General features: G+C 63.5%; 28 protein-coding genes. 14 read left to right on the top strand and 14 right to left on the bottom strand.

Going from position 1 to position 25,661, the window contains the following annotated elements:
- Positions 1–198: 198 nt before the first annotated feature.
- Together NKJ18_RS20870 and ykgO are read right to left on the bottom strand one after the other, a co-directional pair.
- Positions 199–780, bottom strand: a complete 582-nt coding sequence (locus tag NKJ18_RS20870; protein WP_023684032.1) for a tetratricopeptide repeat protein — start codon at positions 778–780, stop codon at positions 199–201.
- 113 nt (positions 781–893) lie between these two features.
- Positions 894–1,019, bottom strand: coding sequence for a type B 50S ribosomal protein L36 (ykgO, locus tag NKJ18_RS20865; RefSeq protein WP_006327841.1), 126 nt, complete (start codon positions 1,017–1,019; stop codon positions 894–896).
- A 241-nt stretch (positions 1,020–1,260) separates the two neighbouring features.
- On the opposite strand from ykgO, the gene NKJ18_RS20860 reads away from it, so the two are divergent.
- Positions 1,261–1,689, top strand: coding sequence for a lysozyme inhibitor LprI family protein (locus NKJ18_RS20860; protein WP_031251619.1), 429 nt, complete (start codon positions 1,261–1,263; stop codon positions 1,687–1,689).
- A 38-nt stretch (positions 1,690–1,727) separates the two neighbouring features.
- Here the strand turns inward: NKJ18_RS20860 and NKJ18_RS20855 are convergent, their stop codons facing one another.
- From NKJ18_RS20855 to NKJ18_RS20820, 8 genes are all read right to left on the bottom strand, one after another.
- Positions 1,728–2,804, bottom strand: a complete 1,077-nt coding sequence (locus NKJ18_RS20855) for a 5-(carboxyamino)imidazole ribonucleotide synthase (RefSeq protein ID WP_023702776.1) — start codon at positions 2,802–2,804, stop codon at positions 1,728–1,730.
- Positions 2,801–3,298 carry a 5-(carboxyamino)imidazole ribonucleotide mutase gene (gene purE, locus NKJ18_RS20850; protein ID WP_023708578.1) on the bottom strand — a complete coding sequence of 166 codons (498 nt, stop codon included), beginning with the start codon at positions 3,296–3,298 and terminating at the stop codon, positions 2,801–2,803. The genes NKJ18_RS20855 and purE overlap by 4 nt, the downstream gene beginning before the upstream one ends.
- A gap of 74 nt (positions 3,299–3,372) precedes the next feature.
- Positions 3,373–4,578, bottom strand: coding sequence for an aminotransferase class V-fold PLP-dependent enzyme (locus tag NKJ18_RS20845; protein ID WP_023673110.1), 1,206 nt, complete (start codon positions 4,576–4,578; stop codon positions 3,373–3,375).
- A gap of 20 nt (positions 4,579–4,598) precedes the next feature.
- Positions 4,599–5,060, bottom strand: coding sequence for a RidA family protein (locus NKJ18_RS20840; RefSeq protein WP_023715046.1), 462 nt, complete (start codon positions 5,058–5,060; stop codon positions 4,599–4,601).
- Positions 5,061–5,177: 117 nt separating this feature from the next.
- The gene (locus NKJ18_RS20835) at positions 5,178–5,972 is read right to left on the bottom strand and encodes an amino acid ABC transporter ATP-binding protein (protein WP_023754123.1); all 795 of its coding nucleotides are present in this window, start codon (positions 5,970–5,972) and stop codon (positions 5,178–5,180) included.
- Positions 5,973–5,976: 4 nt separating this feature from the next.
- Positions 5,977–6,627: an amino acid ABC transporter permease gene (locus NKJ18_RS20830; protein WP_023698475.1), complete on the bottom strand. Its 651-nt coding sequence runs from the start codon at positions 6,625–6,627 to the stop codon at positions 5,977–5,979.
- A gap of 1 nt (position 6,628) precedes the next feature.
- Positions 6,629–7,294, bottom strand: a complete 666-nt coding sequence (locus NKJ18_RS20825) for an amino acid ABC transporter permease (RefSeq protein WP_023693641.1) — start codon at positions 7,292–7,294, stop codon at positions 6,629–6,631.
- 69 nt (positions 7,295–7,363) lie between these two features.
- Positions 7,364–8,194: a transporter substrate-binding protein gene (locus tag NKJ18_RS20820; protein ID WP_023673105.1), complete on the bottom strand. Its 831-nt coding sequence runs from the start codon at positions 8,192–8,194 to the stop codon at positions 7,364–7,366.
- Between the two features lie 156 nt (positions 8,195–8,350).
- Between NKJ18_RS20820 and NKJ18_RS20815 the strand changes: the two genes are divergently transcribed.
- A complete protein-coding gene (locus NKJ18_RS20815) occupies positions 8,351–9,166 on the top strand; it encodes an IclR family transcriptional regulator (RefSeq protein ID WP_023684025.1) in 816 nt (271 codons plus the stop codon).
- A gap of 24 nt (positions 9,167–9,190) precedes the next feature.
- Here the strand turns inward: NKJ18_RS20815 and NKJ18_RS20810 are convergent, their stop codons facing one another.
- On the bottom strand, positions 9,191–9,394 hold the full coding sequence (locus tag NKJ18_RS20810; RefSeq protein ID WP_023673103.1) for a YdcH family protein: 204 nt from the start codon (positions 9,392–9,394) through the stop codon (positions 9,191–9,193).
- A 240-nt stretch (positions 9,395–9,634) separates the two neighbouring features.
- On the opposite strand from NKJ18_RS20810, the gene NKJ18_RS20805 reads away from it, so the two are divergent.
- The 6 genes from NKJ18_RS20805 to NKJ18_RS20780 all read left to right on the top strand — a co-directional run bounded on the left by NKJ18_RS20805 (position 9,635) and on the right by NKJ18_RS20780 (position 14,912).
- Positions 9,635–9,814, top strand: coding sequence for a YdcH family protein (locus tag NKJ18_RS20805; RefSeq protein ID WP_023684024.1), 180 nt, complete (start codon positions 9,635–9,637; stop codon positions 9,812–9,814).
- 287 nt (positions 9,815–10,101) lie between these two features.
- Positions 10,102–11,355, top strand: coding sequence for a flavodoxin-dependent (E)-4-hydroxy-3-methylbut-2-enyl-diphosphate synthase (ispG, locus tag NKJ18_RS20800; RefSeq protein WP_023754125.1), 1,254 nt, complete (start codon positions 10,102–10,104; stop codon positions 11,353–11,355).
- Between the two features lie 3 nt (positions 11,356–11,358).
- Complete coding sequence (locus NKJ18_RS20795) at positions 11,359–12,216, top strand: transglycosylase SLT domain-containing protein (RefSeq protein WP_027050792.1); 858 nt, start codon at positions 11,359–11,361, stop codon at positions 12,214–12,216.
- An 8-nt stretch (positions 12,217–12,224) separates the two neighbouring features.
- Complete coding sequence (locus tag NKJ18_RS20790) at positions 12,225–12,776, top strand: chloramphenicol phosphotransferase CPT family protein (RefSeq protein WP_352759458.1); 552 nt, start codon at positions 12,225–12,227, stop codon at positions 12,774–12,776.
- 166 nt (positions 12,777–12,942) lie between these two features.
- On the top strand, positions 12,943–14,079 hold the full coding sequence (locus tag NKJ18_RS20785; protein ID WP_352759456.1) for a sterol desaturase family protein: 1,137 nt from the start codon (positions 12,943–12,945) through the stop codon (positions 14,077–14,079).
- 80 nt (positions 14,080–14,159) lie between these two features.
- The gene (locus tag NKJ18_RS20780; RefSeq protein ID WP_352759454.1) at positions 14,160–14,912 is read left to right on the top strand and encodes a Stf0 family sulfotransferase; all 753 of its coding nucleotides are present in this window, start codon (positions 14,160–14,162) and stop codon (positions 14,910–14,912) included.
- On the opposite strand, the gene NKJ18_RS20775 is transcribed toward NKJ18_RS20780, so the two are convergent.
- The 3 genes from NKJ18_RS20775 to NKJ18_RS20765 all read right to left on the bottom strand — a co-directional run bounded on the left by NKJ18_RS20775 (position 14,913) and on the right by NKJ18_RS20765 (position 18,583).
- On the bottom strand, positions 14,913–17,255 hold the full coding sequence (locus NKJ18_RS20775) for a response regulator (protein WP_352666344.1): 2,343 nt from the start codon (positions 17,253–17,255) through the stop codon (positions 14,913–14,915).
- Positions 17,256–17,340: 85 nt separating this feature from the next.
- Positions 17,341–17,526, bottom strand: coding sequence for a hypothetical protein (locus NKJ18_RS20770; protein WP_023684018.1), 186 nt, complete (start codon positions 17,524–17,526; stop codon positions 17,341–17,343).
- Between the two features lie 37 nt (positions 17,527–17,563).
- Positions 17,564–18,583 carry a LacI family DNA-binding transcriptional regulator gene (locus NKJ18_RS20765; RefSeq protein WP_084569953.1) on the bottom strand — a complete coding sequence of 340 codons (1,020 nt, stop codon included), beginning with the start codon at positions 18,581–18,583 and terminating at the stop codon, positions 17,564–17,566.
- A gap of 218 nt (positions 18,584–18,801) precedes the next feature.
- On the opposite strand from NKJ18_RS20765, the gene NKJ18_RS20760 reads away from it, so the two are divergent.
- From NKJ18_RS20760 to NKJ18_RS20735, 6 genes are all read left to right on the top strand, one after another.
- Positions 18,802–19,635 (top strand): inositol monophosphatase family protein, encoded by an 834-nt coding sequence (locus NKJ18_RS20760; RefSeq protein ID WP_050588586.1) that lies wholly within the window; start codon positions 18,802–18,804, stop codon positions 19,633–19,635.
- 61 nt (positions 19,636–19,696) lie between these two features.
- Positions 19,697–20,722: an ABC transporter substrate-binding protein gene (locus NKJ18_RS20755; protein ID WP_023748323.1), complete on the top strand. Its 1,026-nt coding sequence runs from the start codon at positions 19,697–19,699 to the stop codon at positions 20,720–20,722.
- Between the two features lie 93 nt (positions 20,723–20,815).
- A complete protein-coding gene (locus tag NKJ18_RS20750) occupies positions 20,816–23,020 on the top strand; it encodes an ABC transporter permease (RefSeq protein ID WP_245260134.1) in 2,205 nt (734 codons plus the stop codon).
- A gap of 14 nt (positions 23,021–23,034) precedes the next feature.
- Positions 23,035–24,135 carry an ABC transporter ATP-binding protein gene (locus NKJ18_RS20745; RefSeq protein ID WP_352759451.1) on the top strand — a complete coding sequence of 367 codons (1,101 nt, stop codon included), beginning with the start codon at positions 23,035–23,037 and terminating at the stop codon, positions 24,133–24,135.
- A gap of 98 nt (positions 24,136–24,233) precedes the next feature.
- Positions 24,234–24,707 (top strand): carboxymuconolactone decarboxylase family protein, encoded by a 474-nt coding sequence (locus NKJ18_RS20740; RefSeq protein WP_023673089.1) that lies wholly within the window; start codon positions 24,234–24,236, stop codon positions 24,705–24,707.
- Positions 24,707–25,564, top strand: a complete 858-nt coding sequence (locus NKJ18_RS20735; RefSeq protein ID WP_352759449.1) for a sigma-70 family RNA polymerase sigma factor — start codon at positions 24,707–24,709, stop codon at positions 25,562–25,564. Before NKJ18_RS20740 ends, NKJ18_RS20735 begins: the two co-directional genes overlap by 1 nt.
- Positions 25,565–25,661 lie beyond the last annotated feature (97 nt).

The following is a 25,661-nucleotide window of genomic DNA, read 5'->3' as shown; positions in this document are numbered from 1 at the left end:
GCGGAGATACGGCGGTGGAGAGGGATAAGTTCTAGGGAGCAGGGAGTAGTGAGTAGGGAGTAGGGAGTAGGGAGTAGGGAGTAGGGAGTAGGGAGTAGGGAGTAGGGAGTAGGGAGTAGGGAGTAGGGAGTAGGGAGGTGGCGTCTCGACCAATCTTCTCTACTGACTACTCGCTAATCCCTAATTCCTACTGCCTAATCAAATTCCTTCGCCGGCAAGCTCTTCCGAAATTGCCGCGACCTGGTCCTGGGCGCTGCGCATCATCGGATAGATGGTAAGCACCTTCTGCCAGGCTTCGAGCGCCGATTGCTTGTGGCCGGTGGCGGCCATGATCTGGGCCAGGCCGGAAAGCGCGCCGAAATGGCGCGGTTCCAGCTGCAGCGTCTGGTCGATGTCGGACATCGATTTCCCGAAATTCTTCATCATGTAGTGCACGGTGGCGCGCCGGTTCCAGCCTTCGGCATATTTTGGCTGCAGGATGACGACCTGGTCGAGGAAGTCGAGGGCGACGTCGAACTTCTGGTCGTCCATCGCCTTTTGCGACCATTGCATCATCAGGTCGATCGAGGCGCTGCCGGACTGGAACCATTCGCCCCAGATGCGCCCGGCGATGCGCTCGGCCGCCTTTTCGTTGCGCTCGCGCTTCAGCTCGGCAAACAGTTGGTCGAGCCTGGCTTCCCTGGTCAGGGCAACCGGCGGCTTTGCCGGCGGATCGTCCGCCGACGCCGGAGCGACGCCGAAAAGAAACAGGGTCGCCAAAAATGCAAAAAGAATCCGCATCACCGGAATCTAACCCCGGACGGCGGATCGTCAAACTGAAATTAGCGTGAAAGTGCCTGGAACCAGGCAATTACCATCGTATGGACGGAGACAACGAGCCTCCGGCCGAACACTCAGCCCTGGCGCGCCTTGTAGCGTGGAGCGGTCTTGTTGATGATGTAGACGCGGCCCTTGCGGCGAACCAGCTGGTTGTCGCGGTGACGCGCCTTCAGCGCCTTGAGCGAATTCTTGATCTTCATGGTCTTGCCCGTCAGTCTGGGCCCTATCCGGGCCGAATTATTAAGGCGCGCCTGAAAAGCGCGCCTTGAACTTGCGGTGGCTCATAAACGAGGAGCCTTGCCCGTGTCAACCGCAAGCGTGCTGGATAGAGGCCGAGAATGGCTTTGGCCATCAAATATCCGCCATCTCGGCTCCACGCCATTGCGCAGCCGAAGACGGGCTGGAATGGTGCGGCACCCGCAAGCCGATTTGGAGACCTCCATGCGCCTGTTGTTTGTGTCCGCCTGCCTTGCCGTTGTGGCAGCGGCATCCACCGCGCAGGCGCAGGAATGCGACCGCAACGACGACAGCCAGCAGATGATGAACATCTGCGCCGGCGAGGACTATCAGGCGGCCGATGCCAAGCTCAACCAGGCCTACAAGGATCTCGTCGGTCGCAACGACGACAAGAGCAGGAAGCTGCTGCAGGTCGCGCAACGCGCCTGGATCGCCTTCCGCGACGCCGAATGCGCCTATACGACGACAGACAGCGAGGGCGGCTCCATCCATCCGATGGAGGTTTCACAATGCCTGACCGAACTGACTGACCAGCGCATCAAACAGCTCACCGCGGGCGCCAATTGTAGGGAAGGCGATGCGAGTTGCGCCAGCCCCGACGAGGACGGGGATCTGAACGACGAGCTGCAATAGGGCTCGATCCACGCCCTCGCGCAAAGTGCCGGAATGGCTTAGCTACGGCGGCTGATGCGCGTGAAATGGCCCATCTTGCGGCCTGGGCGCGCTTCCGCCTTGCCGTAGAGATGCAGCATCAGATCGGGCTCGGCGAGCAAAGCGGGTACGCGCAGCACATCGTCGCCGATCAGGTTTTCCATGATGCAGTTTGAATGCCGGCCAGGGTTGCCCAGCGGCAGGCCGGCAATGGCGCGGATATGCTGCTCGAATTGCGAAACGATGCAGGCGGCTTCCGTCCAGTGGCCGGAATTGTGCACGCGCGGCGCCATTTCGTTGGCCAGCAGCGTGCCATCGGCAAGAACGAAGAACTCGACGCCGATGACGCCGACATAGTCGAGGGCCGCCAGGATTTTCGCTGCCGACCCCTGTGCCGTCGCCGCCGTCTCCAGCCTGATCTGGGCCGGCAGGGTCGAGGTATGCAGGATGCCGTCGCGGTGGACGTTCTCAGCCGGATCGTAGGCGGCGACCGCGCCGTCCAACCCGCGCGCGGCGATGACCGAGATTTCGCGCTCGAAAGCGACGAAGGATTCGAGGATCAGCGGCACATTGCCCATGGTCTCGCATGTGCCGGCAAAGCCGCCCGTCTCCATGTTGCGGAAGACGCGCTGGCCCTTGCCGTCATAGCCCATGCGGCGGGTTTTCAAGATGCCGCTGCCACCGAACTCTCTCAGCGCCGCCGTCAGCTCGTCGTCATTGTCGACGGAGCGGAAATCCGCTGTCCTGATGCCGATGCCGTTCAGGAATAGCTTCTCCGCCACCCGGTCCTGGGCGACTTCCAGCGCCCTGGGCGGCGGATAGACCGGGACCTTGGCGGCGAGCGCGCCGGCAGCCGCTACCGGCACATTCTCGAATTCGTAGGTGACGACGGCGCTGACTGCCGCCAGTTCGGCAAGGGCGTCCGCATCGTCATAGGCGGCGGTGATCTGGCGGTTGGCGACCTGAGCCGCCGGGCAATCGGCCTGCGGTTCGAGGATAATTGTGCGGTAGCCGAGGCGCGCTGCGGCAACAGCCAGCATGCGGCCGAGCTGGCCGCCGCCGATGATGCCGATGCTCGATCCGGCGGGCAGGCTCACGGCGCGTCCGTCGGTTCGGTGGCGACCCTGGCGGTTTGGGCGGTGCGCCAGGCATCCAGGCGGGCGGCAAGTTTTTCGTCGTGCAGCGCCAGCACGGCGGCCGCCAGAAGGGCCGCGTTGGCCGCACCCGCCTTGCCGATGGCAAGCGTGCCGACCGGAATGCCGGCCGGCATCTGGACGATGGAGAGCAGCGAATCCTGGCCGGACAGCGCCTTCGATTCGACCGGCACGCCGAACACCGGCAGCGGCGTCATCGCCGCCGTCATGCCGGGCAGGTGGGCGGCGCCGCCGGCGCCGGCGATGATCACCTTGTAGCCGGCCGCCTTGGCGCCTTTGGCGAAATCATAGAGGCGGTCCGGGGTGCGGTGGGCGGAGACGATCAGCCGCTTGTGCGGAATGCCCAGCGCCTCCAGCGTTTCGGCGGCGTGGCGCATCGTCGCCCAGTCGGACTGGCTGCCCATGATGATGGCGACGTCGGCGCGGTGGTCGGTCAAGCGCATGCTCCCGGCGGTAAAGGCGCGCCTTAGCGGAATTCGGGCTGGCCCGCAAGGATGGCGGCCGCCGCAGCCTAGTCCGGCCAGCGCAGGGCGCCGGATGAATCCTTTCGCGGCTGTCTCATCGCATCCGCCGGCCTGTCGGCCGCGGTGAGCACGGCGCGGAGGCGTTCGGCGACGATCTCGGCCTCGCCTGGGTGCAGGTTGCACGGGTCGAGGAAGAAATGGCCACGCTCGACTTCGTGGTTGCGCACGATGATGGGCGGCGATCCGGCCGCCAATGCCGAGGCGAGGCCGGCGGCACTGAAGCGGCTTTCGGGGGAGACGAAGATCTGCAGCCGGTCGAGCGGATTGGCGGTCGGGTCGGGAATGATGTTTGCGACGATGCCGGGTATTCCCTGCAGCGAATCCCTCCACAGATGGAGCGCCGCTTCCTCGCGTCGGCGGATGCCGGCATGGTCGCGCTTTTCCCAGGCTTCGAGCGCCGCCATCGTGCCGGCGATGCTTTCCTTGCCGACCTTCATGGCGCGGGCGACGCCACGGTTTTGCAGATAGGCGGCGCGGACGAGATCCTTGCGGCCGGCGACGATGCCGCTGGTCGGCCCCGAAAGGAATTTGTGGCCGCTGTAGACGACGATGTCGGCGCCGCGCGCCAGGAAGCTGCGCAGGTCATATTCGGAAGCCGCATCGACGATCACCGGCACGCCCCTGGCGTGGCAGATATCGCAGAATTCCTCTAGGGAAAGCATGCCGTATTGCACGGTGTGGTGCGCCACGACGTAGAGCGCCGCCGCCGTGCGCTCGTTGATAGCCTCGCGCACATGATAATCCTGCGTGACGCTGACCGTGCCGGCCGGAATGACCTTGGCGCCGGCGACGCGGATCGACTGGTCGATCGGTGCGCCGTAATTGACGATATGGCCGAGCTGGATGACGACTTCGGACTTCAGCCCTTCGGTATCGTCGGGCAGCCGTTCGATCGCCAGCAAATTGGTGCCGGTCATCGCCCCGGCGATCGCCATTGTGATGCCTGAGGCGCAGCAGGCGGTGATGAAGCCGGCCTCGCCGCCGGTGAGGCGGGCGGTGATCACGCTTGCGGCGCGCTGCAGATCGTCCATCTCCACCCATTGCGAGGCGATCTCGGCCATGGCGCTGATCGCCTCGGGAACGATGATCGAGGCGCCGAGCGTCGTCATCGTGCCGGAGACGTTGATGATCGGCCGCAGTCCCAGCCGTTCACGGATCGTGGTGTTGGAGCCGGTGTCGGAATAGGTTTTCATGTTCAGCAATCCCTTGACGGTCAGGCGGCGATCTCGACGACCGCTTCGATTTCGACGGTGATGTTTCCAGGCAGCGAGCCGACCCCGATCGCCGAGCGGGCATGGCCGCCGATCTTGTCGAAGACGCTGGCGAACAGGTCCGAGCAGCCATTGACCACTTTCGGGTGGTCGCTGAAGGTCGGCGTCGCATTGACGAAGCCGAGCAATTTGACGACGCGCACGATGCGGCCGAGATCGCCGGCGGCGGCGTGCATGACGGCGAGCAGGTTGAGGCCGGTGAGGCGGGCATGCTCATAGGCCTGCTCGACGGTGACGTCCTCGCCGACCTTGCCGGTGCACAGCGTGCCGTCGGCGCGCAGCGGCCCTTGACCCGAAAGAAAGATCAGCCGGCCGCTTTCCGCATGGGTGACGAAATTGGCGATCGGCGTCGGCGGCTCGGGCAGCATCAGGCCGAGCTCGGCGAGCCGGATGTAAGGCGTCATGGAAGAATTCTCCTTGGGCCGGCCTGTTGTTTTACGCAATTCCCAAGGGAAAGCGCTTCGCGCTTTTCCCGGGAAAACCGCTTACACTTTTCCTGGAATTGCTTTGGGCCGCCCATGTCAGAAATGCGAGGCGCGGAACCGCGCCAGGAAAGAGCGCAGGCGCTCATTGGTGGTCTCTTCGGCAAGGATCTCCTTCGGCGGGCCAACAGCGCTGACACCGCCATCGGCCATGAAGACAATGCGGCTCGAAGCGTCGCGGGCGAAGGCCATCTCGTGCGTGACCATCACCATGGTCATGCCGTCTTCGGCCAGGCTGCGCACAACGGCCAGCACCTCGCCGACCAATTCGGGATCGAGCGCGGAGGTGATCTCGTCGAGCAGCAGGATCTTCGGCTCCATGGCGACTGCCCGCGCTATGCCGACGCGCTGCTGCTGGCCGCCGGAGAGTTCCGCCGGCAGGCTGTCGGCCTTGTGGGCAAGGCCGACGCGGCTCAGCCAATGCTCGGCGATCTGGCGCGCCTCGGCCTTGCTCTTGCCGCGCACCTTGGTGAGGCCGAGCATGATGTTGCCGGCGGCGGTGAGGTGCGGAAACAGGTTGAAGCTCTGGAACACCATGCCGGTTTCGGCGCGCATATTGGCAAGGTCGCGCTCGCTGCGCCGCTTGCGCGCGCCGACCTCACGAAAACCGACCTCCTTGCCGTCGATTCGGATCGAGCCTGAGTCGTAGCTTTCGAGAAAGTTGACGCAGCGCAGCAGGGTGGTTTTGCCGCTGCCGGAAGGGCCGATGACGGTGACCACCTCGCCCCTGTCCACCTTGAGGCTGACCGCGCGAAGCACCTCGACCGAACCAAAGGCTTTCGAGACCCCGGCAATGTCGAGAAGGGCAGCATTGTCGTTCGAGCTTGTGGCCATCGTGCTAGTCCCGGATGAAGGCAAAGCGCCGTTCCAGCCGCCGGCTGGCGTAGGAAAGCGCATAGTTGACGGCGAAATAGATCAAGGCGCCGAGGATGTAGAGCGGCATCGCCTCATAGGTGCGGCCGATGACCTGGTTGATCGCCTGCATCAGGTCGGTGATGCCGAGCAGCGAGACCAGGGCGCTGCCCTTGACCGCATCGGTGACGCCGTTGATCCAGGGCGGCAGGAAGCGCCGGAAGGCCTGCGGAAAGATGACGTAGGTGAGCCGCTGGCGGAAGGTCAGCCCAATGGCCATCGCCGCTTCTGACTGGCCCTTGGGAATGGAGCCGACGGCGCCGCGGAGATACTCAATGACCTGCGCCGTCTTGAACAAGGTCAGCGCCAGCACCGCCGCCGAGAAGGATTGCAGATGCAGGCCGATGGCCGGCAGGCCGTAATAGACGAAGAACATCAGCACCAGGATCGGGATGCCGCGGATGGTGTCGGAGAAGATGCGCACGGCCCAGCGCAGCGGCACCGGGCCGTAGACCAGGCCGACGCCGAGCGCGACGCCGGCAATCAGCGACAGCACCACGACCAGCAGCGACACCCACAAGGTGATGGCGAAGCCCTGGGCGAGGAACGGTACGGCGTAGAGGATCTGGCTCAGCATGTCAGCGCGCAGCCCTGAACCGGCGTTCGACCAGCCGCAGTCCGAACAGCAGGGTGTAACCGGTCACCAGATACATCGCCGTCGTCACCAGATAGACCTCGACGATGCGGAAGGTGTTGAAGTTGATCCACTGGGCGCCGAAGGTGAGCTCGGGCACCGAGATCACCGAGGCGATCGACGTGTCCTTGAACAGCGAGATGAAGGTGTTGGACAGCGCCGGCAGCGTGATGCGCAGCATGGTCGGCAGGCGCACATGAACCAGCCGCTGCCAGGGCGTCAGGCCGATGGCTTTGCCGGCATCGAGCTGGCCGCGCGGCACGGCTTCCAGGCCGGAGCGGAACACCTCGACCAGATAGGCGCCGCTATAGACCGACAGCGTCAGCACGAACGAGGTCGGCGCGTCGTAGGCGACGTCGATCACCGTCGGCAGGCCGTAGAAGACGAGATAGACGAGCAGGATCAGCGGCACGTTGCGGATGAATTCGACGTAAGCCGCAATGATGGCGCGCACCACGCGTCCGGCCGAGACATACCAGACCGCCAGCACTAGGCCGATGACGACGCCGATGGCAATCGAAATCACGGCAAGCTCGAGGCTGAGCAGAAGGCCGCCCCACAGCTTGTCGAAATGCCGCCAGATCAGGTTGAAGTTGAGCGTATAGCCCATGCGTCTCCCGCAATAACCAAGGGGATGCGAACTAGAAGGCGGAAGGGCTAACCCTTCCGCCAGCACTTGTCAGACAACTGGGAAACCTGGATGGCGGGCCGGCGGCTCCTGGCCGAAATAGTCCTTGAAGGCGGCGTCGTAGAGTGCGGTCTCATGGCCGAACATAGCGATGGTGAAGGTCTGGTTGACGAACGTCAGCCAGTCCAGGTCGCCCTGCCTGACCGCCGCGCCGTAGAGCATCGAGTACCAGCTCTTGCCGGCATCGAAATATTTGTCGGGGTTGCGCGAGGCCAGCCAGCGCACGGTTGAAAGATCGACAGCGGCGGCATCGGCGCGTTTCGATTCCAGTGCCTGCAGCACATTGGCCTGGGTGTCGATCTGCAGCACCTGCGCCTCCGGCAGGGCGTAATGGACCGAGCTTTCGGCATCGACATTCTGCAGGATCGAGATGCGCGTCGCCGAGCCGCCGGCGAGCAGCTTGTCGAAGGTCTTGTTTTCCGCAGTCGGCAGCGTCAGCAGGGCGACGCCCTCGACATAGTATGGCCTGGAGAAATGGATCAGCTGCGAGCGCTGCGCGGTCATGGTCATGAACTGGATGGTGATGTCGACCTTGTTGGTGGTGACATTGGGGATGCGCTGCGCCGGATCCTGCATGACGAACTCGACCTTGCTCGGATCGTCGAACAGACCCTTGGCCAGGATGCGGCCCATGGTGATGTCCATGCCGACCAGCTCGCCGGCATCGTTTTCGAAATGCCATGGCGCGTTGGTGCTGCCGGTGCCGACGATCAGCTTGCCGCGGTCAAGCGCGGTGCGCAGAACGCTGTCGGATGCGGCTTGTGCCGCCGCCTTTTCGGCGCTGACAGCGGTCATCACGCCCGCCGTTGCAAGCCCGGCCATGCCCAGTTTCAGAAAATCTCGCTTGGATGCGTCGTTCACTGCGACCTCCTGTTGTTTGAGTTCCCCTTACAGACACACGTGTCTCCGACCTGAATTGTCTCTTACAATAGACACATGTATCCTGTACAAGACAGATACTAACATCAGGAATCAGTTATGCAAGACAGCAATGGACTCACGGATCGGGCGGAGCTTGGTCCAGCCGAGAGCCCGACGCCCGACAAGACCTCCGGCTCGCGCGAGAAAGGCCTCAACCGGGTGCTGGAGATCCTGGACTTCCTGCATGTTACCCAGCGCGCCATCGGCATTGGCGATCTAGCCAAGGGGGTGAATGCGCCGCGCTCCACCACCTATACGCTGGTGCGTTCGCTGGTCGATGCGGGTCTCCTGGAGATGGAGGGCGACGGCAACCGGGTCTATTTCGGCAAGAAGCTCTACCTCTATGGGATGGACTATGTCAGGGGCAACGACCTGCTTAGGCGGGGCCGGCAGGAGGTCGACAATCTGTCGCGCGAGACCGGCGAGACCTCCGAATTGTGCATGCTGCAAAGCGGGCGCTATACCATCGTCCATTCCAGCCCCGGCACCAGGCCGTTCCGCATCAGCTCGGCCACCGGCCTGCAGATCCCGCTGCCATGGACGGCATCGGGGCGGCTGCTTCTGGCCGGATTGGAAAGGGCCGCCATCCAGGACATGGTCTCGGAAGACGACCTTTTGCTGCCCGACGGCCGCAGGCTGCAGTTCGACGACTTCATTGCCGATATCGCGACGGCCAGAACGACCGGCTATTGCATCACTTCGGGGCTGGTCGACGCCTACACCAAATGCCTGGCCGCCCCTGTCTTCGCGGCCGCCGGCAAGGTCGAGGCGACGATGTGCCTGGTGGTGCCGATCGACACTTCAGCGGAGAAGACCGACGAATTGCTGACGTTGTTGCGCCATCGCGCGGCGCGGCTGTCGATAGCGGGGTGAGCAGTTAGGCCCGGAGGCCGTCGGCTAAGCGATGATGTCCGGAATGATCTTGTCTTCCAGCGCCATCAGCCGGTCCTTGAGGAAAAGCTTCTTCTTCTTCATACGCTGGATCTGCAAGGGGTCGCAGCCCATGGCGATCATCGCATTGATGGCCGCGTCGAAATCGGCATGCTCCTGCTTCAGGCGGGAAAATTCGAGGCGGACATCGGCCTTTTCCTGGTCGGACATTCTCTACCGTCTGCATGTCTGCGGCGCCCGGCAATGGGCATGATTGGGCGGGGGCGGCATCAATTGCCGCCGGCGCGCAGCCAATATCACATATCACATTGTCGTGGAATGCTACCACGCAGCATTCGACATCGCAGCCGGATGGTGGCAGACTGTCATGGTGCCGTCACAGATGCGACCTGCGGTGGACGTGCCTTTGACGGCTGCAATCGAGGAAAACCATGAAAGGGAGAACCAATCATGTCTCTTGCATCCCATCTTGATGAGTTGCAGCGGAAACACGGTGATATCGAACGCGAGATCGACGATGCGATGAACCATCCATCGGTCGACGACCTCGAAATCGTGAATCTGAAGCGACGCAAGCTGGCACTCAAGGACGAGATTGAAAAACTGAAGGCGAAACCGACGAGACACTGACGCCCTTCCAGGATTAGACGCGCCGCCTTGGCGCGTGACTATCGCTCCGGTGGCGACATGCCGCCGGAGGCCTGTTTTTGCTACTGATTCCGATACTGTTGGCCGGCGAAACCCGTCTGTGGGGTCGCCGCGCTGCTGCGATTTGGCGGCTCTGCTTGTCTGTCGCCATTGACAAGCCATCTTTGCTCCTCCACCTCATGCCCGAACCTCAGCGCTATGCGCTGATAGCTGATTGAGCGTGCGTCGACGTGGACGTGTGTCGCTCGGGTGATCAAGAGGCTGCCGGCATGACCGGGTATTTTTCCTCCCCCTTTGCGCGCCGGACATCGGTCGGCGTCGATGTCGGCGGCGTGGTCGTCGGCGGCGGCGCGCCGGTCGTCGTGCAGTCGATGACCAACACCGACACGGCCGATATCGACCAGACCGTCGCGCAGGTTGCGGCTTTGCATCGCGCTGGCTCCGAGATCGTGCGCATCACCGTCGATCGTGACGAGAGCGCCGCCGCCGTGCCGCGCATCCGCGAACGGCTCGAGCGGCTCGGCATCAATGTGCCGCTGGTCGGCGACTTCCACTATATCGGCCACAAGCTGCTGGCCGACCATCCAGCCTGCGCCGAGGCGCTGGCCAAATACCGCATCAATCCCGGCAATGTCGGCTTCAAGGACAAGAAGGACCGCCAGTTCGCAGCGATCGTCGAAATGGCGATCAGATACGACAAGCCGGTGCGCATCGGCGTCAATTGGGGGTCGCTCGATCAGGAGTTGCTCACCCGGCTGATGGACGAGAACCAGCGCCAAGGCTTTCCGCTGACGGCGCAGGAAGTAACCCGCGAAGCGATCGTGCAGTCGGCGATCCTGTCGGCCGAAATGGCCGAAGAAATAGGCCTCGCCCGCGAAAAGATCATCCTGTCGGCCAAGGTCAGCGGCGTGCAGGATTTGATCGCCGTCTACACCGAGCTTGCCACGCGTTCCAACCATGCGCTGCATCTTGGCCTCACCGAAGCCGGCATGGGCTCGAAGGGCATCGTCGCCTCGTCGGCTGCCATGGGCATCCTCTTGCAGCAAGGCATTGGCGACACCATCCGCATCTCGCTAACGCCGGAGCCGAATGGCGATCGCACTCGCGAGGTGCAGGTCTCGCAGGAACTGCTGCAGACCATGGGCTTCCGTCAGTTCGTGCCGATCGTCGCCGCTTGCCCCGGCTGCGGTCGCACGACCTCCACCGTGTTCCAGGAGCTCGCCCAGAACATCCAGGCCGATTTGCGCAAGAACATGCCGGTCTGGCGGGAGAAATATCCCGGCGTCGAGAACCTCAAGGTCGCGGTGATGGGCTGCATCGTCAACGGCCCCGGCGAATCCAAGCACGCCGATATCGGCATATCGCTGCCCGGCACCGGCGAGATGCCGACCGCACCCGTCTTCGTCGACGGCAAGAAGTCGGCGACGCTGCGCGGTCCGTCGATCGCCGCCGATTTCGAAAAAATGGTTGCCGACTATATCGAGCGGCGGTTTGGCCAGCACGGCAAAGCCGCGGCCGAATGAGCCATGCGGGGGCTGCTCAAAGCCGGTGTGATCCTGCTCTGCGGGCTGAGTGCCGGACAGGCACTTGCCGATCCACCGCAATCGCGCTCGGCGGCGAAACGATTGATCGGCCATGTCTGTGACCTGATCGAGACGCATGCCGAGCGGAACGGCCTGCCGAAGGATTACTTCGCCCGGCTGATCTGGAAAGAAAGCCGCTTCGATCCCAATGCGGTTAGCCCGGTCGGTGCCGAAGGCATCGCCCAGTTCATGCCGGGCACCGCCAAGATGCGCGGGCTGGCCGATCCTTTCGACATCGACCAGGCGATCCCGGCTTCGGCGAAATATCTCGGCGAGATGAAGCTCGCCTACGGCAATCTCGGCCTGGCGGCGGCCGCCTACAATGCCGGCGAGAACCGGGTGTCGCGCTGGCTGGGTTCGGGCGGCTTCCTGCCGATGGAGACAGAGAGCTATGTCTTCGACGTCATGGGCGAACCCGTCGACAAGTTTTCCGACAGCGCTTACGCCGGGACGGTCGAGCCGCTCGACGCGAAAACCAGCTTTGCCGTCGCCTGCCGCAAGCTGCCGGTGATCATGTCGAGAACCGTGGCGATGGCGTCGATCAATGTGAAGCCATGGGGCGTCCAGGTGGCCGGCAATTTCCGCAGGGGAGCTGCGATCAATCAGTGGCTGCGGGTCAGGAGCCGGTTTCCGGCGTTGCTTTCCGGTCGTGACCCGGTGGTCAGCCGGGTGCGCACGCCGATCGGCCGACGCGGCATCTACGCCGTCAGGATCGGCGTCGACGACCGTGCCGCCGCCAACGTCATCTGCCAGAAACTGCAAAGCGTCGGCGGCGCCTGTATCGTCGTGCGCAACCGATAGGGGGCGACATGACGGCCAAAATCGTCCTGCTTAATGGCGTCGGCAGCGCCGGCAAAAGCTCGATCGCCAGGGCGCTGCAAACAATCACCGCTGAACCGTTCCTGCATGTCCAGATGGATGCTTTCATCGACATGCTGCCGCCGGCGCTGCAGGATCATGCCGACGGGTTTTCCTTTGAGACGGTGCTGGAGGACGGCAAGCGGTCGGTGGTGATCAGGAGCGGGCCGATCGGCGCGCGAACCATGCGCGGCATGCGCCATGCCATCGCCGCCATGGCCGGGCAAGGCAACAATCTCATTGTCGACGACGTGATCTTCAATGACGAGATAGCGGAGTATGTCGAGTTGCTGTCGAGCTTTGACCTGCATCTGGTCGGCGTCATGGCGCCGCTGGAGGTGCTGGAAGCGCGCGAGGCCGCGCGCGCCGACAGGCTGCCCGGCCTGGCGCGCTGGCAATATGGACGCATCCACAGGGGCATAGACTACGACCTCGAAGTCGACACCAGCCGGCTGACGCCGCTTGAATGCGCCCGTCGCATCCAGGAAAGATTCCGACTATAGTGGCCGGTGTCTTTGACACGATCGCAGCTTTTACCAATTGCCCCAAAAGCCGATAGCCGCTCTGGCCTGCAAAGTCGTGTCGATTAAATATTTATGAGCCCTGCTGTAGTAAGACGGGTGGAAATTTCCGGCGAGACCTTTTGAAGGCCGTTAACGGGGGAACATCATGCCGGTGACAAATTTCCTTAGACGCGTCGTCGGTGAACTTGAAACGCCTCGCGCCAAACGGCCGTTCGGTTCTGGCTGGCTGTCCGGCTCGATTGGCTTGCTTGCCGGGGTCACCGCCCTGCTGATGGTCATCGTGCTGCGCTACCCGGCGCTTACATCGATGCCGGATCTGGCCCCCATCCACCAGATGCTGTTCTTCAAGCCGGTGCTCTATTTCGTCCTCATCTCCGGCTATATCCTGGCGATCCTCAGCATGACGCTGCGCAGGCAAAAGACGCTCGGCGCGGCAGCGATGTTCACTGTGCTGCTGGCGTCGCTGGTCGGCATGCTTCCGGTGCGCCATCAACTGCACATCGAAGGGGTGTTCTTCGGGCTTGATTTCTTCATCCTGAACGCCCTGTTGATGGGTGTGCTGTTCGTTCCGCTCGAACGTCTTTTCGCGCGCAGCAAGGATCAGACCGTGTTCCGCGACGAATGGCGCGAGGACCTGTTCTACTATCTGGTCTCATCGCTGCTGGTGCAGATTTTGACCTACCTGACCTTGGCGCCGTCCAACTTCGTCAATGCGCAGGGCGCCCTTGGTTCGGTGCGCGCCTGGGTCCACGACTTGCCGTGGCTGGTGCAACTGCTGGCGGTAATGTTCCTGACCGACTTTGCCCAGTATTGGGTGCATCGGGCCTTTCATCGCATTCCCTGGCTGTGGAAGTTCCATGCCGTGCACCATTCCGCCAAGTCGATGGACTGGATTGCCGGTGCGCGCATGCATTTCCTGGAAATCATCATGCTGCGCAGCCTGACGGCAACCCCGATGTTCGTGCTGGGGTTCGATGAATCGGCTATCCAGACGTATATTTTGATCGTCTACGTCTATTCGTCTTTCATCCATTCCAACATCGGAACCAGTTTCGGTCCAGTCGAAAAGGTGCTGGTGTCGCCGCGTTACCACCACTGGCATCACGGCCTCGAGAAAGAAGCGATCGACGTAAATTTCGCCATCCATTTCCCGCTGCTCGACCGGCTGTTCGGTACCCATCATATGCCCGAAGGGCGCTGGCCGAACGGCTACGGCATTCACGGACATCCCGTTCCGAACGGATACTGGCAGCAATTCCTCTATCCCTTCCGGCGCGGCTAGACTGGAGTCCTTCGCAAAGCGCGCGTGTCACCGCGCCTGGCGAGGTTAGCCCAATCCATGACAAGCGACAGAGCCCCGAGATGCTTGACGGCTACATAATCTGCGGCACGCCGAGAACCGGAAGCACCTTGCTGTGCGGCCTTCTGGCCTCGACGAAAACAGCTGGCGATCCGCACTCCTTCTATAGGCGGGAGGACAAGGCGGAATGGGCCGAAGAGTGGAAATTGGCGCATCCCGAGACGATGAGCGCGCATGACTTCGATGTCGCCTACCTCAAGGCGGCAATCAGCGCGGGAAAGGGCGGAACAGCCGTCTTCGGCTTGCGCCTGATGCGGGAAAACCTGGGTGAACTCTCGGCCATCCTCGACCGGATCTACCCAGACCTGCCATCGGACAAAGCACGCTTTGAAAAGGCCTTCGGCCGGATCCTCTACATCCATCTTTCGCGCGAAAACAAGCTGGCGCAGGCGGTGTCGCTGATCAAGGCCGAGCAGACTGGGCTTTGGCACATCGCGCCCGACGGAACCGAGATCGAACGGGTCGCACCGCCGCAGGAACCCCGCTACGATTTCAAGCGGATCCAGCGCGAGCTTGCCGAACTCGAAGCCTATGACGCGGGCTGGAACGTCTGGTTCGCGGAGCAGGGGATCGTCCCGCTGCGCATCGGCTATGAGCGCCTGTCAGGCGATCCGGCAGCGGCATTGGCATCCATCTGCAAGGCCCTGGGCGTTCCGGCGCCGAATGCCGCCGACGTAAAGCCGGGCGTCGCCAAGCTCTCGGACGAGATTAGTCTGGACTGGATGCGCCGCTATCGTCTGGACGCGGCGATTTGATCAAGCCCTCTTTACCGCGACCGTTTCGCTGAGCCATGTGCCGATCTTACTGCCGAGGCGGTCGGGCGACACCGGCTTGGGCAGATAGTCGTCCATTCCGGACTCGATACATTTGTCGCGGTCGCCCTTCAGTGCGTGAGCGGTGACGCCGATGATTGGTGTGTGATTGCCACTCGCTGCCTCCGCCGCCCGGATGGCGCGGGTCGCCTCGTAGCCGTTCATCTCCGGCATGGAGACGTCCATGAGGATCAGCTTCGGCCGCAGCGCCCGGTACATCTCAACGGCCGTGCGGCCATTGCTGGCGATGCGGTAGCTGAGGCCAAGCCCATTGAGGATTTGGCCGAACACCAGCTGGTTAACGTCATTGTCCTCGGCGATCAGAATATCGATCGGGCCGTTTGGCGTGGCGATCGATTCAGGCACTGTGGCCGCCGGAATTGCCGGGCCGCGAATGACGGTGAAGGCGGGTGGCGTCACGGGTGCCGCCTGCTGAACGACAGGCTCGCGAACGAACTGGGCCTTGCCGATCTGGGCCCGCGCTTTCTGGATGGCCGAGATGACGGTGCCGAGCAGGATGGCCGAGCGCGCCGGCTTGGTGAGATGCGCGGCGATGCCGAAATCGATGACCATCTTGCCGAAATCGACCTGGTCGACGGAGGTCAGCAGCACCACCGGGATGGCGGAGAGACGGCTGTCGGCGGAAATCGCCTTGGCGACATCGGCGCCGTTCATGCCGGGCATCTGGTAGTCGAGGATGATGCAGTCGACCGCAGCACCGAGTTGGCTGGCCCGGTCTAGAAAGGCGAGGCCGACGGCGCCGCTTTCGGCGGCCGCGCAGTCGAAGCTCCAGCTTCTGAGCTGCTCCAGCAAGATCTCGCGGTTGACCGGGTTGTCGTCGATGACCAGCACGCGGGCGCCGGTGACATCGACCGGCACGATCTCGTTGCGCGTGTCCTGCTGATGCGCCGGCAGCGGCACGGCGAACCAGAACACCGAGCCGCGGCCGATCTCGCTTTCGACGCCGATCTTGCCGCCCATCAGGTCGATGAGGCGGGCGGCGATGGCAAGGCCGAGGCCGGTGCCTTCATGGCGGCGCGTCGACGAGCCGTCGACCTGCGCGAATTTCTCGAACACGTTCTCGAGCTTCTCGGCAGGAATGCCGATGCCTGTGTCCTCGACGCGGACCTTGAGCTGGACCATGCCGTCGACCACCTCGCCGCCGACATCGATCAGCACATGGCCCTTCTCGGTGAACTTCACCGCATTGCCGAGCAGATTGGTGACGATCTGACGGAACCGTCCGGCATCGCCGACGACATGGGCAGGCAGGCGCGGGTCGACGCGCACGATCAGCTCGAGGTTCTTTTCGGCGACGCGCGCCGACACCAGTGTGGCCACGTCCTCGACCGCTTCGGCAAGCCGGAAGGGTGCAGGATCGAGCGTCAGCTGACCGGCATTGATCTTGGAGAAATCAAGGATGTCGTTGATGATGGTGAGCAGCGCATTGCCCGATTTGACGATGACATCGGTGAAGGTCTTCTGGCGCGCGTTAAGCTCGGTCTTGGCGAGCAGTTCGGCCATGCCCAGCACGCCATTCATCGGCGTGCGGATCTCATGGCTCATATTGGCCAGGAATTCCGATTTGGCGCGGTCGGCCGCTTCGGCCTTGAACAAGGATACGGCGGATTCGGTGAAGGCGCGGCGGATCGCCTTTTCCATCGGCCGGAAGATCCAGAGGGCAACGATGGCAAGAACCGCGAACAGAAGGCCGCTTGCCCACAACAGCAGCCTGTCGCTGGAGGCGTCGGCCAGATGGCGTTCGCCATCCATGGCGGTCCGCACACGCATCAGCATCGGCTGGACGAACAGGTCGTTCTGGTTGAGGATTTCGCGCGAGCTCCATTCGTCGGTCTGTTGCGCCGCCGACATCAGGTTGAAGTTGCGCACGATGTCACGCGACGACCAGAACAGGTCGCCGTTGACGGCGGCCGACGAGAGTTCGTCCAGCGTTTTGGCCGACAGGCTCGGCTTGATCGCGGCCAACTCCGCGGACAGTGTTTCGATCTCGCTGGTCAGGCGTTGCGAATGGCCGCGCGCGGCGGCGGCAAGGCCGTCACGGGTTTCGGTGCGCCAGGCCGTGCTGGCGGTTTCGGCAAAGCTGGAGGCGTTGCGCAGGTCGCGGGTGAAGATGACGAGATTGCTGCTCAGCGCGTCGATGTCGTGGCGGAAGGAATTGACGCGATTGAGCGCAAACATCACCGCGGTGGAAGCCAGCGCAAAGATGAGCAATCCCGAGATGTAGCGGATCCGGATCGAGCGGATGAAGAAAGAATATTCCGGCATGCGCAACCCCAACACATACGCATCATTTTAACGGTCGGGATTACGCTTGATTTACATTAAAATTCCGTTCGCGCCTGGCGGGCCGTCAAGATCCTGGCTGCACGTGCCCGGAGTTGGCGCCATAGAGGGTGGCATCGCATTCGCGCATCATGCGCAGTGCTTCTTCCTCGGTCAGGCCGAACTTGCGCATCATGCTCCGGATTTCGGGGCCTACAGCTATCTCCACCGGTCTTGCCGCCTGGCGGGTCTTCCTGGCCTTTTTCTTGGACATCAGTACGTTTCCCGTCTTGACCGACACATGTTTCGCATCAGCCCTGGCCCGGCCTCACCGTGCTGCGCCAGACCATGGGCGCATGGCAGATCAGGCGGCTGCCAGCCTCCTCCCGCGCGCCGGTCGCGAGCCGCACGGCGCGCCTGGCGATCTCCTCGATCGGCGGCGAGAACGTCGTCAGCCGGTAAGAGGCCCAGTCGGCCTGTTCAATGTCGTCAAAGCCGATGACGCAGAGATCGCGGGGTACGTTGATGCCGAACTCGTGGCGGGCCGCATCGAGAAAGCCGCACGCAATCAGGTCGGTCACGCAGAACGCCGCATCCGGCCGCTGCCGGCCGGAAAAGAGCCGCCTGGCGCCATCGGCTCCGGTGGCATAGCCGGTGCGGCCCTCGCGCCACACGGTCACCTCCAGCCCTTCCTCCTGCGCCGCGGTAAGGAAGGCGGTTTCGCGGGAGAGCAGGCTGGGCGTGCCGGCAGCCGAGGTCACCAAAGCGGGGCGGGTACAGCCGGCCCGGATGAAGGCATGCAGCGCTGCCTCTGCGGCTGCAGCGTTGTCGACACCGATATTGTGCGGGCCGTCGAAGCGGTCATCGCGATTGATCAGCACCAGCCGCTGGCCGTTCTCAAGACAGGTGCGGATCAGCAACTGCGGCGGCGAGCCGGACAGAACGATGCTCGCATCGGCGCGATAGTTCAGCGTGTTGCGCAGCGCCTGGTCGACATGGTGGCTGGGGCCGGAGGTGTTGAACACCATGGCCATTTTGCCGGCGTCCCGCAGATGTTGGGTCAGCGCCTTCTGCAGGCGGGCATGATAGGGCGTGTCGCCATCGGCAACGATGAGGCAGACAATGCCGGTCGAGGCCCGCATCAGGCCGCGAGCCAGATGGTTGACGTGATAGCCGAGTTGCTCGGCCGCCAGCATCACTCGCTCGCGGGTTTCCCCGGAAACGGAAGCGCCGGGCGTGAAGGTACGTGACACCGCCGAACGTGAAACCCCGGCGAGGTCGGCAACCTGCTGGGCGCTGGAAAAACCGGTGCGGATTCTCGGAACCGTCAAGCCAACGCTCTCGCTGCTGTTTTCGTGATTCTTTGCACGCCCGTGCAATGTAATGCAACTCTTCTGCCATTGCCACCCACCGCACTTGACAGGCATGGCCGAATGCAACAGCTTTGCACAGCCGTGCAATACAAGCCGGCTCAAGAGTGGCATCGGAGGAATACCCTGTCCATTTCGCCGAAGACGGCATTGAGGGCGCGATTGTCCGGACCGGCTGCATGAGCAGGGCGGCGGCGCATCCGAAGGCGGACCGGCTGTCCAAGGCCGAGATGGACAGGCGTGCCGAGGTCTGCCGGAAACTGCTTGTCACGGCCGGGCAACTGGCGATGGAAGGCTATGCCCGGCAGGGCGCCGTCCAGCCGGTGGCGATGAAAGGCCCGCAGGATTTTCTCACTGAAACCGACGGTAAGGTCGAGGAGCACATCCGCGCCACGCTGGCAGAGGCTTTTCCGCAGGACGGGTTTTTGGGCGAGGAAGGCGGCGGCATCGGCTCTGCCCGCATGTGGGTCGTCGACCCGATCGACGGCACCGCCAATTTCATGCGCGGTATTCCGCATTTCTGCATTTCGATAGCTTTCGTCGAGGACGGCCGCAGCGAGATCGGCGGCATTGCCAATCCGGCCGTCGGCGAAACGTACTTTGCCCGTCGCGGGCAAGGCGCGACGCGCAATGGCGCGCCGATCCATGTGTCGCCGACGCAAGCGTTCGACCGCGCCTTTGTCGAGTTCGGCTGGTCGCCGAGGATTCCCAATCGCGACTATCTGGACAAGGTGAGCCTTGTCTGGGCACTCGGCGCCAATGTGCGGCGCTCCGGCTCCGGAGCGCTTGGGCTGGCCTATGTGGCCGACGGCCGCTCGGATGCCTATGCCGAGCTGCACATCAATTCGTGGGACTGCCTGGCCGGATTGCTGCTGGTGGAGGAGGCCGGCGGCCGGGTGAACCGGTTCCTCGACGGCGATGGCATGGCGAAGGGCAATCCCGTGCTTGCGGCAGCACCCGGTGTTGCGGCGACATTGTCCCAGGTGATCGGAGTGCCGCTCGACGACGGGTAGATCGTTTCCAGTGAGAAGACAGGGAGGAATATCGATGAAGACATTTGACAGTAAGCAAGGCTTGCGCGCCGCCTGGCTTGGCCTTGGCGCGGCGCTGGCCATGTTCGGATTGGCGAGTGCCGCCCAGGCGGCCGACCGCAGCCTCACAATGTATTGCGCCGTCGACGAGGCCTGGTGCCGGGCGATGGCGACCACCTACCAGAAGGAGACGGGCGTCAGCGTCGACATGACCCGCATGAGCGCCGGCGAAATCTACGCCCGCCTCCGGGCCGAGAAGGACAATCCGCAAGCCGATATCTGGTGGGGCGGCACCGGCGACCCGCATCTGCAGGCGGCGGAAGAGGGCCTCACCCAGGAATACAAGTCGCCGCAACTGGCAAACTTGCGCGACTGGGCGCTGAAGCAGGCCGACAGGTCGAAGAACCGCACGGTCGGCATTTATCTCGGTGCGCTCGGCTACGGCTATAATGAGGAAGATCTGAAGCAGCGCGGGCTGACCGCTCCGGCGTGCTGGGCCGATCTGGTCAAGCCGGAATTCCAGGGCGAGATCGAGATGGCCGACCCGAATTCATCGGGCACGGCCTGGACTATGCTTGCCACCATCGTCCAGCTGATGGGCGAGGACAAGGCATTCGACTATCTCAAGCAGCTCAACAAGAACATCGCCGAATACACCAAGGCAGGGGCCGCGCCGGCGCTCGCCGTCGGCAAGGGCGAGACGCTGATCGGCATCTCCTTCCAGCACGACGTGATCAATGCCGCGAAACAGAACCCTGCCGTGAAGGTGGTGTCGCCTTGCGAAGGCACCGGCTTCGAGATCGGTTCGATGAGCATCGTGACGGGCGCCAAGCATGCCGAAGAGGCGCAGAAATTCTACGACTGGGCGCTGAGCCCGGACGCGCAGAAGCTCGCGGCGCCGAACGGCAGCTTCCAGATCCCGTCGAACACCGCCACGCCGGTGCCGCCCGAGGCGCCGGACCTCTCGAAGATCAAGCTGATCGACTACGATTTCGCCAAATACGGCTCGTCCGCCGAACGCAAGCGGCTGTTGAAGAAGTTCACCGACGAGGTTCGCAACGGCGGCTGAGCGCGTTCTTTTGCGCTCACTCTAGCATCTCTGATCGCCGGCTGCCCTTCGCGGCAGCTGGCGCACCATCCTTTGGCAACAGAAAGACATTGAATGGCCGCGGCCGGTTCCATGGTCAGTTCCGCTCCTGGACGCAGCGCGCTCCCCTGGGTAATGGCCGCGTGGGCGAGCTTCGTGCTCTTGCCTTGGTACAAGGTCGAAGGCGGCTTCCTTTCGTTCGACTGGCTGGCACAGCCGGCGGATGCGACGCCGGCCATCATGCTGGCGCTCGGTGGCCGGCCCTGGCTGTTGCCGCTTATCCTGCCGCTTCTGCTGGCGAGCTGGCTGGTGGCGCGCAACAACCCCAAGAGCCTGGCGGTTGCAGGCGCGGCGGGCCTGCTGTGGCTGGCCATCGAAGGCTTTTCCATCATCCATTCGGGCTGGGGATTTGGCTTGCTTACCCGGATCGCCGGCACGCCGGGACCGATGCAGCCGGGGCTTGGCTGGGGCGCGGCGCTCTATGCCGTGGCGATGCTGATGTTCATCGCCGAGGCGCTCGCTGCGCGGGGATGGTGCAAGGGCGACCGTTTCGTCGTCGGCTCGCTCTCAATCGTGATTGCTTCGCTGATCCTGTTCGTCGCCTATCCGCTGCTGTCGATCCTCACCTCGGCCATCAAGGACAATGACGGCAATGTCGTGCCGGCGCTGTTCTTCGATAAGATCTTTAGCGCCAACATATGGAGCCTGCGCTGCCTCTATGGCGAGGGCTCCTGCGGCGTGGCGTGGAACACGGTGGCGATCGCAGTCCTCGTCGGCTTTTTCTGCACGGCGCTCGGCCTAGCGCTGGCGCTGATCGCGCTACGCACCAAGCTGCCGGCCAAATGGTTGCTGCGCGGCCTGTCCATCCTGCCGATCATCACGCCGCCCTTCGTCATCGGCCTGGCGCTGATCCTGCTGTTCGGCCGCGCCGGCATCGTCACCAACCTCATGTCGGTGCATCTCGGCATTCCGCGCAGCCGCTGGATCTATGGCATGGCCGGCATCACCATCGCGCAGGTGCTGGCCTTCACGCCGATCGCCTTCCTGGTTTTGGTCGGCGTGCTGCAAGGGGTCAGCCCGAGCATGGAGGAGGCGTCGCAGACCTTGCGCGCCAGCCGCTGGCGGACGTTTCGCACCGTCACCTGGCCGTTGATCCGGCCGGGCCTGGCCAGCGCCTTCCTGATCTCGTTCATCGAGAGCATGGCCGATTTCGCCAATCCGCTGGTGCTGGGAGGCAATTTCAACGTGCTGTCGACCGATATATTCTTCGCGGTGGTTGGCGCGGCGCACGACCAGGGTCGCGCGGCGGTGCTGGCGATCGTGCTGTTGATGTTCACGCTGGCAGCCTTCGTCATCCAGCGCCGCTGGATCGGCAGCCGCAGCTACGTCACCGTCGCAGGCAAGGGCGATGGCGGCGTACCGGCGACGCTGCCCAAGGCCTTGCGGATCGGCTGCTACGCCGCCGTCGTTCCGTGGCTGGTTCTGACCATCGTGGTCTACGGCATCATCCTGGGCGGCGGTTTCGTGCAATCGATCGGGCGCGACAACACGCCGACGCTCCAATATTTCCTCACCGCCTTTTCGATCGAGAAAGGCGTCAATGGCTGGTTTTTCAGCGGCTCGGCCTGGCCGTCGCTGCTGATGACCATCGGCCTTGCGCTGGTGGCGATGCCGTTCACCGCGGCGCTCGGCATCCTGACGGCCTATCTGCTCGACCGGCAGCGTTTCGCCGGGCGTACCATGTTCGAGTTCCTGGCCATGATGAGTTTCGCCATTCCCGGCACGGTGATCGGCGTCAGCTATATCCTTGCCTTCAACGTGCCGCCGGTGCAGTTGACCGGTACCGGGTTGATCATCGTCATCTCCTTCATCTTCCGTAACATGCCAGTGGCGATCCGTGCCGGGCTCGCCAATCTGGGCCAGATCGACAAGAGCCTGGACGAGGCATCGCTGACGCTTGGGGCGCGGTCTTTTGCTACCTTGCGGCGGGTGATCCTGCCGATCCTGAAGCCGGCGATCGTGACCGCGATGATCTACAGTTTCGTGCGCGCGGTGACGGCGGTCAGCGCCGTCATCTTCCTGGCGAGCGGCCGGTTCAACCTTGCCACGGTCTACATTGTCGGGCGCGCAGATGTCGGCGAATACGGCATCGCGATTGTCTATTCGGCGGTGATGATCGTCGTCATGATGGTCATCCTGATCGGCATCCAGCTGCTGGTCGGCGAACGCCGGCTCGGCCGGCGCCGGCCTGGTCCGGAAGCCGTTGTGGCAGCAATCTGATGGGGAGAAGCGGCGTGGATCAGACGGCGAAGACTGCTGCCCCGGTTGCGACGGACAGGCCAGCGGTGCGGTTCGAGGGCGTCACCAAGAAATATGGCGCGGTGATCGCCGTCGACAACGTCAGCTTCGACATCGCGCCGGCCAGCCTGGTGACGCTGCTCGGGCCCTCGGGTTGCGGCAAGACCACGACGCTCAGGCTGATCGCCGGGCTGGAACAGACCAGCACCGGGCGCATCCTGATCGACGACAAGGACGTCACCTTGCTGTCCGCCGCCGAGCGCGATGTCTCCATGGTGTTCCAGTCCTATGCGCTGTTTCCGCATATGAACGTGATGGAGAATGTTAGCTACGGCCTGCGGGCGATGGGGCTTGGCAAGGCGCAGGCAGCCGAGCGCGCCGCCGAAAAGCTGTCGCTTGTCGGCCTGTCCGGCTACGAGAAGCGCCAGCCGAGCGAATTGTCCGGCGGCCAGCAGCAGCGCGTCGCGGTGGCGCGCGCCATCGTACTGGAGCCGAAGGTGCTGCTGTTCGACGAGCCGCTGTCCAATCTCGACGCCAAGCTGCGCCGGCGGGTGCGCGACGAAATCCGCGGCCTGCAGCAAGATCTGGCGCTGACCATGGTCTATGTCACGCATGACCAGGAAGAGGCGCTCGCCGTCTCCGACCGCATCATCGTCATGAACGCCGCTCGCGTCGCCCAGGACGGCACGCCGCGCGACCTCTACAACGAGCCGACCAACCGTTTCATCGCCGACTTCATGGGCGACGCCAATCTGCTCGACGTCGAGGTGCTTTCCAGCAATGCGACCAGTGCAAGGGTCAAGGTCGGACCCTTGCTGCTCGACATGCCGGGTCGCGGTAACGCTCCGGGGCCGGCGATGCTCGCTGTGCGCCCGAATGCCGTGCGCATCTTGCCCGGCCAGCCAGCGGGCACCATGAAGGGCCGGGTGGTCAAGAGCTCGTATCTCGGCGACCACATGGAATACCGGATCGCGATCAGCAATCCGGCGGTCGAACTGTTCGCGACATCGCCTGATGTCACACCCGCCGTGGCGGAAGGGACGATGGTCGGGATCGATTTCGATCCGGCGAAGATCGTGCTGATCAAAGACGATTGAACGCGCCGGGAAAGCACCTTCGAAAAAATCCAGCCTGAATGTCACACCGGCCGGACCTGCCTCGTCATGATGGCGTACCCAACACAAGGACTGCAATCATGACCGCCAAAATCGACCTCTTCGCCGCCGCCCCTGCGCTGATCAAGCAGTGGCAGCGCGCATCGACCGAACTCTCCGTCGCCGCCGGGCTCGAGCACAGCCTCAACGAGCTGGTGAAGCTTCGGGCGTCGCAGATCAATGGCTGCGCCAACTGCATCAACCTGCATGCCACCGAAGCGCGCGAGAATGGCGAGACCGAGCAGCGCATCTATCTGCTGCCGGCCTGGCGCGAAGCGCCCTGCTACAGCGACCGCGAGCGTGCCGCGCTCGGCTGGACCGATGCGCTGACGCGCCTCTCGGAAGGACAGGACCGCGAAAGCGCCTATGATGATCTTAAGGCGCATTTCACCGAGGAGGAGCAGGTGAAGCTCACCGTTTTGATCAACATCATCAATGGCTGGAACCGCATCGCCGTTGGCTTCGGGCTCTACACCGACGCAGCAACGATACGCGCCAGCGCCAAGGCGGCCTGATGACGGCGACGGCACCCGACGACGCGGCAGCGGGCTTCGGCCCGCTGCGTCCGAAGCTGATGCGGGTCGCCTATCGCATGCTGGGCTCGGTGAGCGACGCCGAGGATGTCGTGCAGGATGCCTTCATCCGCTGGATGGGGACCGACCGCTCGCAGGTTCGCGAGCCAGAAGCGTTCCTGCGCCGCACGGTGACGCGGCTTTGCCTTGACCAGCTCAAATCCACGCGGCGCCAGCGCGAGACTTATATCGGCCCTTGGCTGCCCGAGCCGATCGTCGAAGAGGACGATCTTGAAGATGTCACCTTGCCGCTGATGTTGGCGCTGGAGCGGCTTTCGCCGCTCGAGCGGGCGGCCTTTCTGCTGCACGATGTGTTCGGGCTGGAATTCGAGGAGGTCGCGACCGCCATCGAGCGCGATTCAGCCGCCTGCCGCCAGCTTGCCGCTCGCGCACGGGGCCATGTCCGCGAGGCGCGGCCCCGCTTCAAGGTGGAGAAGCAGCGTGGCCTGGAGATCGCCGAAGCCTTTTTCGCGGCATCGCGCAGCGGCGACATGCAGGCGCTCGGCGCGCTGCTGACGGCAGATGTCAGCGCTCATGCCGATGGCGGCGGCAAGCGTCCGGCGGCTTTGGCGCCGGTGCTGGGCTTGGACGCCGTCATGAAGCAATACGCGCAAGTCGCGGCCTGGCTGCGCGACAATCGCTCGACGCTGGTGCGCATCGGCTTCGTCAATGGACTGCCGGGGTTCGTCACCCAGGAGGCCGATGGCGAACTGCAGACGACCGCGCTTGACATCGAGGACGGCAAGATCGCGGCCGTCTATGTCATGCGCAATCCCGACAAGCTCAGGCATCTGCGTTAGACCCGATTGAATCGGAGCGAAATACCGGTTCGGCCCGCCTCCAAAAGCCGGCCCTTCCTGTGTGCGACCCGCAGGACGATGTCAGGGCCCTTTGCCG

Origin of the sequence: Mesorhizobium sp. M0217 (assembly GCF_040321955.1) — a bacterium.
Classification (GTDB): domain Bacteria; phylum Pseudomonadota; class Alphaproteobacteria; order Rhizobiales; family Rhizobiaceae; genus Mesorhizobium.
The sequence above is the reverse complement of the archived record's forward strand: the minus strand, read 5'-3'. Positions and strand labels throughout refer to the sequence as shown.

Coding starts and splice junctions, on each gene's coding strand:
- NKJ18_RS20735 (WP_352759449.1), top strand. CDS start 24,707: ATGACGGCGACGGCACCCGACGACGCGGCAGCGGGCTTCGGCCCGCTG.
- NKJ18_RS20795 (WP_027050792.1), top strand. CDS start 11,359: ATGCGGGGGCTGCTCAAAGCCGGTGTGATCCTGCTCTGCGGGCTGAGT.
- NKJ18_RS20780 (WP_352759454.1), top strand. CDS start 14,160: ATGCTTGACGGCTACATAATCTGCGGCACGCCGAGAACCGGAAGCACC.
- NKJ18_RS20830 (WP_023698475.1), bottom strand. CDS start 6,627: ATGCTGAGCCAGATCCTCTACGCCGTACCGTTCCTCGCCCAGGGCTTC.
- NKJ18_RS20775 (WP_352666344.1), bottom strand. CDS start 17,255: ATGCCGGAATATTCTTTCTTCATCCGCTCGATCCGGATCCGCTACATC.
- NKJ18_RS20805 (WP_023684024.1), top strand. CDS start 9,635: ATGTCTCTTGCATCCCATCTTGATGAGTTGCAGCGGAAACACGGTGAT.
- NKJ18_RS20845 (WP_023673110.1), bottom strand. CDS start 4,578: ATGAAAACCTATTCCGACACCGGCTCCAACACCACGATCCGTGAACGG.
- NKJ18_RS20815 (WP_023684025.1), top strand. CDS start 8,351: ATGCAAGACAGCAATGGACTCACGGATCGGGCGGAGCTTGGTCCAGCC.
- NKJ18_RS20740 (WP_023673089.1), top strand. CDS start 24,234: ATGACCGCCAAAATCGACCTCTTCGCCGCCGCCCCTGCGCTGATCAAG.
- NKJ18_RS20835 (WP_023754123.1), bottom strand. CDS start 5,972: ATGGCCACAAGCTCGAACGACAATGCTGCCCTTCTCGACATTGCCGGG.
- ykgO (WP_006327841.1), bottom strand. CDS start 1,019: ATGAAGATCAAGAATTCGCTCAAGGCGCTGAAGGCGCGTCACCGCGAC.
- NKJ18_RS20870 (WP_023684032.1), bottom strand. CDS start 780: ATGCGGATTCTTTTTGCATTTTTGGCGACCCTGTTTCTTTTCGGCGTC.
- NKJ18_RS20770 (WP_023684018.1), bottom strand. CDS start 17,526: ATGTCCAAGAAAAAGGCCAGGAAGACCCGCCAGGCGGCAAGACCGGTG.
- NKJ18_RS20860 (WP_031251619.1), top strand. CDS start 1,261: ATGCGCCTGTTGTTTGTGTCCGCCTGCCTTGCCGTTGTGGCAGCGGCA.
- ispG (WP_023754125.1), top strand. CDS start 10,102: ATGACCGGGTATTTTTCCTCCCCCTTTGCGCGCCGGACATCGGTCGGC.
- NKJ18_RS20785 (WP_352759456.1), top strand. CDS start 12,943: ATGCCGGTGACAAATTTCCTTAGACGCGTCGTCGGTGAACTTGAAACG.
- NKJ18_RS20790 (WP_352759458.1), top strand. CDS start 12,225: ATGACGGCCAAAATCGTCCTGCTTAATGGCGTCGGCAGCGCCGGCAAA.
- NKJ18_RS20760 (WP_050588586.1), top strand. CDS start 18,802: ATGAGCAGGGCGGCGGCGCATCCGAAGGCGGACCGGCTGTCCAAGGCC.
- NKJ18_RS20825 (WP_023693641.1), bottom strand. CDS start 7,294: ATGGGCTATACGCTCAACTTCAACCTGATCTGGCGGCATTTCGACAAG.
- NKJ18_RS20840 (WP_023715046.1), bottom strand. CDS start 5,060: ATGACGCCTTACATCCGGCTCGCCGAGCTCGGCCTGATGCTGCCCGAG.
- NKJ18_RS20820 (WP_023673105.1), bottom strand. CDS start 8,194: ATGGCCGGGCTTGCAACGGCGGGCGTGATGACCGCTGTCAGCGCCGAA.
- NKJ18_RS20750 (WP_245260134.1), top strand. CDS start 20,816: ATGGCCGCGGCCGGTTCCATGGTCAGTTCCGCTCCTGGACGCAGCGCG.
- NKJ18_RS20810 (WP_023673103.1), bottom strand. CDS start 9,394: ATGTCCGACCAGGAAAAGGCCGATGTCCGCCTCGAATTTTCCCGCCTG.